Source organism: Streptomyces recifensis (genome assembly GCF_002154615.1).
Taxonomy (GTDB): Bacteria; Actinomycetota; Actinomycetes; order Streptomycetales; family Streptomycetaceae; genus Streptomyces; species Streptomyces griseoluteus.
In genome coordinates, this window is sequence record NZ_MUNH01000618.1 from 1 (window position 1) to 7,191 (window position 7,191).

The following is a 7,191-nucleotide window of genomic DNA, read 5'->3' on the forward strand; positions in this document are numbered from 1 at the left end:
GCCGCCGGCCGGCGGCTTGGCCAGGTCGGCCACCGTGGTCGGGTGCACCGGGATCGTGCCCTGCGGTGCGCGGACGGGACGCGTGTCCTTGTCGAAGAACGCCTTGGCCAGCTCCAGCGTGGACCCGGAGGGCCGGGTACGGGCCGTGCCGCCGGGGTTCTGGAACACGCCGTCCTTGAAGTGCGGGGAGCGCTGGATGCGGGCCAGGCGCTCACCGCTCGGTTCCGCGCCGAAGGCTTCGGGCTGTAGCGCGCGGAGCCCGGAGCTCAGGGAACGCAGACCGGACACGGTACCTCCAGGTGGAGTCGCTCGAGGGCTCCATGGTCGACGACGGCTGCGACGGCCCGGAGCCGCCGCGGGCCGGGCGGCCCGGCCACACGTCCCAACGCTCACGCGGCCCTCACTGTTCCCGAACAGTGTTCCGGATCCGCCGCCCCCACGGCACGGGGGCGGCGGCAGCCCGCGGACCTCACGCCACCGAAGCGATCCGCATCCTGATGTCGCTCGGCGACAGCGCGCCCTTCGCCACCACATGGTCCCCGGAGGACTCGCCGCGCAGCCGGCGCCCGATCCACGGCACCAGATGCGTACGCGCCCAGTGCACGTCGTCGCGCCGGATCTCCAGCGTGCCCCGTGGCGGCAGCACCGGCCACTCCTGCTCGGGGTCGGCCGGGATCTCCAGGCCCAGCGCCTGGCCCGCGCGCAGTGCGACGCGGGTGTGGCCCTCGGGTGAGAGATGCAGCCGGTCACCGTCCCACGCCCGGCGGTCCTGCACGGACTTCAGGGACCACAGGTCGAGCACGGGGCAGTCGTACCGGTCGGCGATGGCCCGTACATGACCGTTGTACGTGGCGATCTTGCCGCGCAGATGCTTGAGCAGCGGGACGCCGCGGGTGTCGAAGCCGGTCGCCACCAGCACGGTGCCGGCGCCCGCGGCGAGCTGGGCCACGGCACGCTCGAAGCGCTCGGCCGTCTCGTCCGGGTCGGTGCCGGGGCGGATGATGTCGTTGCCCCCGGCGCAGATGGAGACGAGGTCCGGGGCGAGCGCCGCCGCCCTGGGCACCTGGTCCGCCGCGATCTGGTCGAGCAGCTTCCCCCGCACGGCGAGGTTGGTGTACCTGAAGTCGCCTTCGGGCCGCCGGTCGGCGAGGAGTACCGCGAGCCGGTCGGCCCAGCCGACGAACGCCCCGCCGGGGCCGGGGTCGCCGACGCCTTCGGTGAAGCTGTCCCCCACCGCCACGTACGACCCGATCACTGTCCTGTTGTCGTTCTCCATATCGTCTGCCACATCGGATCATGATTCACCTTCGGATGTGACCTACGCGACCGTAAGCAAGGGTTGACGGACGGTGAGATAAGCCACGCCTAAAGAATTTGCCAATCGCGGAATAGCGCTGTCGGCCGGCCTGTTGAACGGGCGATCACGGGGTCGGAGCGGGGGAAATGGGATGTCGTATCGTCGGCGGTGCGCCCGTCGACGAGCCGCGTGACGGGGCGGAGCCCTGAAGGAGCACCCGTGACGCAGCAGGTCCCGTCGACCGAGCCCGAGCTGTCCGCCGTCCGCAACTTCCGCGACGTGGGCGGCCTCCCGACGGTGGACGGGCGCCGGGTGCGGCACGGGGTGCTGTTCCGCAGCGGGCACCTCGCCCACGCGACCGAGGAGGACGCGGCGTACCTCTCCTCGCTCGGCCTGCACACGGTCTTCGACTTCCGCAACTCGGCCGACCAGCGCCTCGAAGGCCCCGACGTCGAGCTGCCAGGCGTGCGGAACGTGAACCTGCCGCTGAGCGACCCGGCCGACGGCGCCGAGTTCTGGCGGATGGTCCGCGACGGCGACCTGGACCAGTTGCGGGACATCCTGGCCGACGGCAAGGCCGCGGGCCGCATGATCGACTCGTACCGGAGGATCGTCACCGAGCGCACCGCCGAGCACTCCCGCGTGCTGCACGCGCTGGCCGAGGACAGCGTGCCGGCGCTGATGCACTGCGCGGCCGGCAAGGACCGCGCGGGCATCTCGGTGGCGGTGACGCTGCTGGCGGTGGGCGTGGAGCGGGACGCGATCACCGCCGACTACCTGGAGTCCAACGCCAAGCACCGCCGCTACAAGGTCCGGCGCAACGGCGACCAGGCCAGCGCGTACACGCCCGAGGTGATGGAGCTGCTCAGCCCCCTCTTCGACGCCCGCGCGGAGTATCTCGCGGCGGCCTTCGACAGCATCGAGGACACCTGGGGCGGCGTGGACGCGTACCTGGAGCGGGGGCTGAAGCTCTCGGACTCCGCGCGGGAGCGGCTGCGCGAGCGTCTGGTGGACTGACCTCAGCCCTTGGCGCCCAGCGAGAACAGCAGGAAGAGGAAGGCGGCCAGGACATGGCCGAGGGCTACGTAGATGACGAGCCGGACCCACAGGGAGCGCGGCAGCTTGTCTTCCATGTCACTCATGACAGGTCTCCGGTCGGATGGCCCAGGCACAGGGTGGCCGTGGGGCTCTGGAGCAGGGTGTGGACGAACAGCAGCTCGACGCCGTCGTGGTCCTCGGCGTTGAGGCGGTGCGGGGTCAGCGAGTCGAAGTGGGCGCTGTCACCGGGCGCGAGCAGGTGCGCGCTGTCCCCGAGGCGCAGCCGCAGCCGGCCGCTGAGGACGTACAGCCACTCCTCGCCGGGGTGGACGCGCACGATGTCGCCCTCGGCGCGGTACGGGACCCGGACGCGCAGGGCCTGCATGCCGCGGCCGGGGGCGCCGGCCTGGAAGTAGGTCCAGCCGGCGGCCCGGGTGGGTTCCATGTCACCGGCGCGCACGATGGCGTCCCGGTCGGCGGCCGTCTCCCCCAGTAGGTCGGAGACCGTCGTACCGTAGATACGGGCGAGGGCCAGGAGCATCGGCAGCGAGGGCTGGCGGTGACCGGTCTCCAGCCGGGAGAGGTGCGCCGGGGAGAGCCCGGCGGCCCCGGCCGCGGCCTCCAGGGTGAGGCCGGCCCGGCGGCGCAGGGCGCGCAGTTGCGGCGCCACGGCGGGCAGGTCGTCGCCCTGGCCCGCCGGGGAGGCCGCTTCGGAGGCGTTCATGTCTCCATTGAGCCCCACTTTTGCCTGTGGGGCAATTTTTTTGCCTCAGAGGCAAATAGCCGGGATTCCCGGCGAAAAGCCTCAGCGGCCGGCGACCGCCTGTTTGATCAGCGTCCGCCCGAAGTCCCACATCAGGCCGCCCCCGCTGTGCGCGTCGTCCATGACCGCGGTGAAGGCGTCCACGAACCGCTCCACGTCCGCCTCGTCGATCACCAGCGGCGGAATCAGCTTGATCACCTCCAGGTGGTCGCCGGAGACCTGGGTGAGGATCCGGTGCCGCTGGAGCAGCGGGACGACGACCATCTGCGCGAACAGCCCCTTGCGGGCGGCCTGGAGCATGGTCCAGCGGCCGCGCAGCTTCAGCGAGTCGGGGCGGCCGAACTCGATGCCGATCATCAGCCCCCGCCCGCGCACGTCGGCCAGCAGCTCGTACGTGCCGATGAGCGCGGCGAGCCGGGACTTCAGCAGCTCGCCCGTGGTCCGCGCCCGGGCGACGATCTGCTCGTCCTCCATCACGGAGAGCACCGCGAGCCCCGCCGCCATCGCCTGGGCGTTGGAGCCGAAGCTCGCGGAGTGCACCAGGACCCGGTCCATGGACGAGTAGACCTTCTTGAAGATCCAGTCCTTGCCGAGTGTGGCGCTGACCGGGACGTAGCCGCCGGAGAGCGCCTTGGCGACGCACACCAGGTCGGGCTCCACACCGTCCTCGTGCTGGTAGGCGTAGAAGTCGCCGGTGCGGCCGAGCCCGGTCTGCACCTCGTCGGCGATGAGCAGCGCCTTGTGCCGGTGCAGCAGCTCCTGTGCGGCGCGGAGATAGCCGGTCGGGCTCTCGTGCACGCCCTTGCCCTGGATGGGCTCGACGATGAGCGCGGCGACATCGCCCTTCTTCAACTCCCGTGCCAGGGCGTCGAGATCACCGAGGGGAACGGGTGTGTCGGGGAGCAGCGGGGCGAAGCCGTCGCGGAAGCCGTTCTCGCCGTTGACCGACAGCGAGCCGGTGGTGAGGCCGTGGAAGGCGTGGTCGCAGTAGAGGACGCGCGGGCGGCCGGTGGCGAAACGGGCGAACTTCAGCGCGGTCTCGACGGCCTCGGTGCCGCTGTTGCCGAAGAACACCCGGTCCAGGTGCGGGCTGTGGGCCAGCAGACGTTCGGCGAGCAGGCCGGGCAGCGGCTGGCAGTCGAAGCGGGTCAGGTCGGCGAGGTTCAGGTCCAGCACGTCGTGCAGGGCCTTGCGGACGACCGGGTGGTGGCGGCCGAGGCCCATCACGCCGAACCCGGCGAGCATGTCGAGATAGTCGTTGCCCTCGGCGTCCCAGAAGTGGGCGCCCTCGGCACGCTCGTACACCTTGTCGAAGCCGATGGTGTGCAGCATGCGCGGGAGTTGCGGGTTGAGATGGCGCGTGTGCAGGTCGTAGCGCTCCGCCCCGCGCGTGGCGAGGAGGGCTTCGAGGTCGAACTCCGTGCTCATTCAGCTCTCCTGGTTCTGCCGTGCGCCGACGTCCTTGACGGCGAGGCTCGCGCTGATCCGCCCGGCGATCTCCACCGGCGTGAGACCGATGTCGGCCAGCACCTCGCTCCGTTTGGCGTGCGCGAGGAACTGGTCCGGGATGCCGAACCGCCGTACGGGCACGTCCACGTCGGCGTCCCCGAGGGCCAGCGCCACGGCCGAACCCACGCCCGCTGCACGGCTGTTGTCCTCGACGACGGCCACCAGCCGATGTCCGGCGGCGAGTCCGGGCAGCGCGGGGTCGACGGGCTTGACCCAGCGCGGGTCCACCACCGTGCAGTTGATCCCCCGCGCCCCGAGCAGCGAGGCGACCTGGAGGCAGACCGGCGCCATCACCCCGACGGCGACGAGGAGTACGTCCGGCTCGTCGTCCCGGTGGAGCACGTCCATGCCGCCGAGGTGACCCAGGGCCGGGATCTCGGGACCGACGGACTCCTTGGGGAAGCGGACCAGGGTGGGCGCGTCGTCCACGGCGACCGCCTCGCGCAGCTGCGCGCGGAGCTGGGCCGCGTCACGCGGGGCGGCGATCCTGAGGCCGGGGACGACCTGGAGGATGGACAGGTCCCACATGCCGTTGTGCGAGGCGCCGTCGACGCCGGTGACCCCGGCGCGGTCCAGCACGAAGGTCACCCCGCAGCGGTGCAGGGCCACGTCCATCAGCAGTTGGTCGAAGGCGCGGTTGAGGAAGGTCGCGTAGACGGCGACGACCGGGTGCACTCCCCCGGTGGCCAGGCCCGCCGCGGAGACGGCCGCGTGCTGCTCGGCGATCCCGACGTCCCAGACCCGGTCGGGGAACCGCGCGGCGAACGGACCGAGGCCCACCGGATGCAGCATGGCCGCCGTGATGGCGACGACGTCCTCGCGCTCCTCCCCGATCCGGACCATCTCCTGGCCGAACACCGAGGTCCAGGAGGGCCCGCCGATGGGGCTGAGCGGAGCGCAGGTCAGCGGGTCCATCACCCCCACGCTGTGGAAGTGGTCCTCCTCGTGCGCCAGGGCGGGCGCATACCCGCGCCCCTTCTCGGTGAGACAGTGCACCAGCACCGGCCCGTGGAACCGCTTGGCCCGGCGCAGCGCGGACTCGACGGCGCCGATGTCGTGGCCGTCGATGGGGCCCACGTACTTCAGCCCCAGGTCCTCGAACATGCCCTGCGGGGCGAAGGCGTCCTTGAAGCCCTTCTTGGCGCCGTGCGCGGCCTCGTAGAGCAGCCCGCCGACGACCGGGGTGCGCTGGAGCGCCTCCTTGCCCCAGGCGAGGACCTGCTCGTAGCCGTCGGTGGTGCGCAGCGTGGCGAGGTGGTTGGCGAGGCCGCCGATCGTGGGGGCGTAGGAGCGCTCGTTGTCGTTGACGACGATGATCAGCGGGCGGTCCTTGGCGGCTGCGATGTTGTTGAGCGCCTCCCAGGCCATGCCGCCGGTCAGCGCGCCGTCCCCGATGACCGCGACGACGTGCCCGCGCTCCCCGAGCACCTGGTGCGCCCTGGCGAGGCCGTCGGCCCAGCCGAGGGAGGTGGAGGCGTGGCTGTTCTCGACGATGTCGTGCTCGGACTCCTCCCGCGAGGGATAGCCGGACAGGCCACCCTTGCCGCGCAGCTTAGAGAAGTCCTGACGACCCGTCAGCAGCTTGTGCACATAGCTCTGGTGTCCGGTGTCCCACACGATGCGGTCGCCCGGTGACTCGAAGACCCGGTGCAGGGCGATGGTCAGTTCCACCACGCCCAGATTGGGGCCGAGGTGCCCCCCGGTCCTCGACACCGCCTCCACCAGGAACGCGCGTACCTCGGCAGCCAGTTCGCCCAAGTCGTCCTGCGACAGCGCCTTCAGGTCGCGTGGTCCCCGGATGCTCTCCAGAATCGTCACGCCGGCCCCCTCTCGGTCCGTGCCGTGCTCTGCCTCAACTCACCTGATCCGCGGCGCCGTTCTCCTCGGCCAGCCGCATGGCCTCTTCGATGAGGGTCTCCACGATCTTCGACTCCGGGACGGTCTTGATGACCTCGCCCTTGACGAAGATCTGGCCCTTGCCGTTGCCGGAGGCGACACCGAGGTCAGCCTCGCGGGCCTCGCCTGGGCCGTTCACCACACAGCCCATGACCGCCACCCGCAGCGGGACCTCCATCCCGGTCAGGCCCGCGGTGACCTCCTCGGCCAGCTTGTACACGTCCACCTGCGCCCGCCCACAGGACGGGCAGGAGACGATCTCCAGGCCGCGCTGCTTGAGGTTCAGGGACTCCAGGATCTGGTTGCCGACCTTGACCTCCTCCACCGGCGGCGCCGACAGGGAGACCCGGATGGTGTCACCGATGCCCTCGGACAGCAGCGCACCGAAGGCCACGGCCGACTTGATCGTGCCCTGGAACGCCGGGCCCGCCTCCGTCACACCCAGGTGCAGCGGGTAATCGCACTGCGCGGCGAGCTGACGGTACGCCTCGATCATCACGACCGGGTCGTTGTGCTTCACCGAGATCTTGATGTCCCGGAAATCATGCTCCTCGAACAGCGACGCCTCCCACAGCGCCGACTCCACCAGCGCCTCCGGCGTGGCCTTGCCGTACTTCAGGAGCAGGCGGCGGTCCAGCGAACCCGCGTTCACCCCGATCCGGATCGGAGTGCCGTGATCCTTGGCCGC

General features: G+C 71.2%; 7 protein-coding genes and 1 pseudogene. 1 reads left to right on the top strand and 7 read right to left on the bottom strand.

The window, feature by feature from the left end:
* Both CCN33_RS27180 and CCN33_RS27185 read right to left on the bottom strand, forming a co-directional pair.
* Window positions 1-288 (bottom strand): annotated as a pseudogene (locus CCN33_RS27180) (MBL fold metallo-hydrolase); the annotation flags it as partial.
* A gap of 181 nt (window positions 289-469) precedes the next feature.
* On the bottom strand, window positions 470-1,255 hold the full coding sequence (locus tag CCN33_RS27185; RefSeq protein ID WP_086696082.1) for an SGNH/GDSL hydrolase family protein: 786 nt from the start codon (window positions 1,253-1,255) through the stop codon (window positions 470-472).
* Between the two features lie 261 nt (window positions 1,256-1,516).
* Between CCN33_RS27185 and CCN33_RS27190 the strand changes: the two genes are divergently transcribed.
* Window positions 1,517-2,314 (top strand): tyrosine-protein phosphatase, encoded by a 798-nt coding sequence (locus CCN33_RS27190; RefSeq protein ID WP_086696077.1) that lies wholly within the window; start codon window positions 1,517-1,519, stop codon window positions 2,312-2,314.
* Between the two features lie 2 nt (window positions 2,315-2,316).
* On the opposite strand, the gene CCN33_RS27195 is transcribed toward CCN33_RS27190, so the two are convergent.
* The 5 genes from CCN33_RS27195 to ispG all read right to left on the bottom strand — a co-directional run.
* A complete protein-coding gene (locus tag CCN33_RS27195; protein WP_086696078.1) occupies window positions 2,317-2,439 on the bottom strand; it encodes a DUF6126 family protein in 123 nt (40 codons plus the stop codon).
* Window positions 2,436-3,059 (bottom strand): helix-turn-helix domain-containing protein, encoded by a 624-nt coding sequence (locus tag CCN33_RS27200; RefSeq protein ID WP_086696079.1) that lies wholly within the window; start codon window positions 3,057-3,059, stop codon window positions 2,436-2,438. Before CCN33_RS27200 ends, CCN33_RS27195 begins: the two co-directional genes overlap by 4 nt.
* Window positions 3,060-3,140: 81 nt before the next feature.
* A complete protein-coding gene (locus tag CCN33_RS27205) occupies window positions 3,141-4,526 on the bottom strand; it encodes an aspartate aminotransferase family protein (protein ID WP_086696080.1) in 1,386 nt (461 codons plus the stop codon).
* Window positions 4,527-6,425, bottom strand: coding sequence for a 1-deoxy-D-xylulose-5-phosphate synthase (dxs, locus tag CCN33_RS27210; protein ID WP_086696081.1), 1,899 nt, complete (start codon window positions 6,423-6,425; stop codon window positions 4,527-4,529). It abuts the gene before it with no gap.
* Between the two features lie 34 nt (window positions 6,426-6,459).
* A partial coding sequence (gene ispG / locus CCN33_RS27215) for a flavodoxin-dependent (E)-4-hydroxy-3-methylbut-2-enyl-diphosphate synthase (RefSeq protein ID WP_086696083.1) occupies window positions 6,460-7,191 on the bottom strand: 732 nt, incomplete at its 5' end.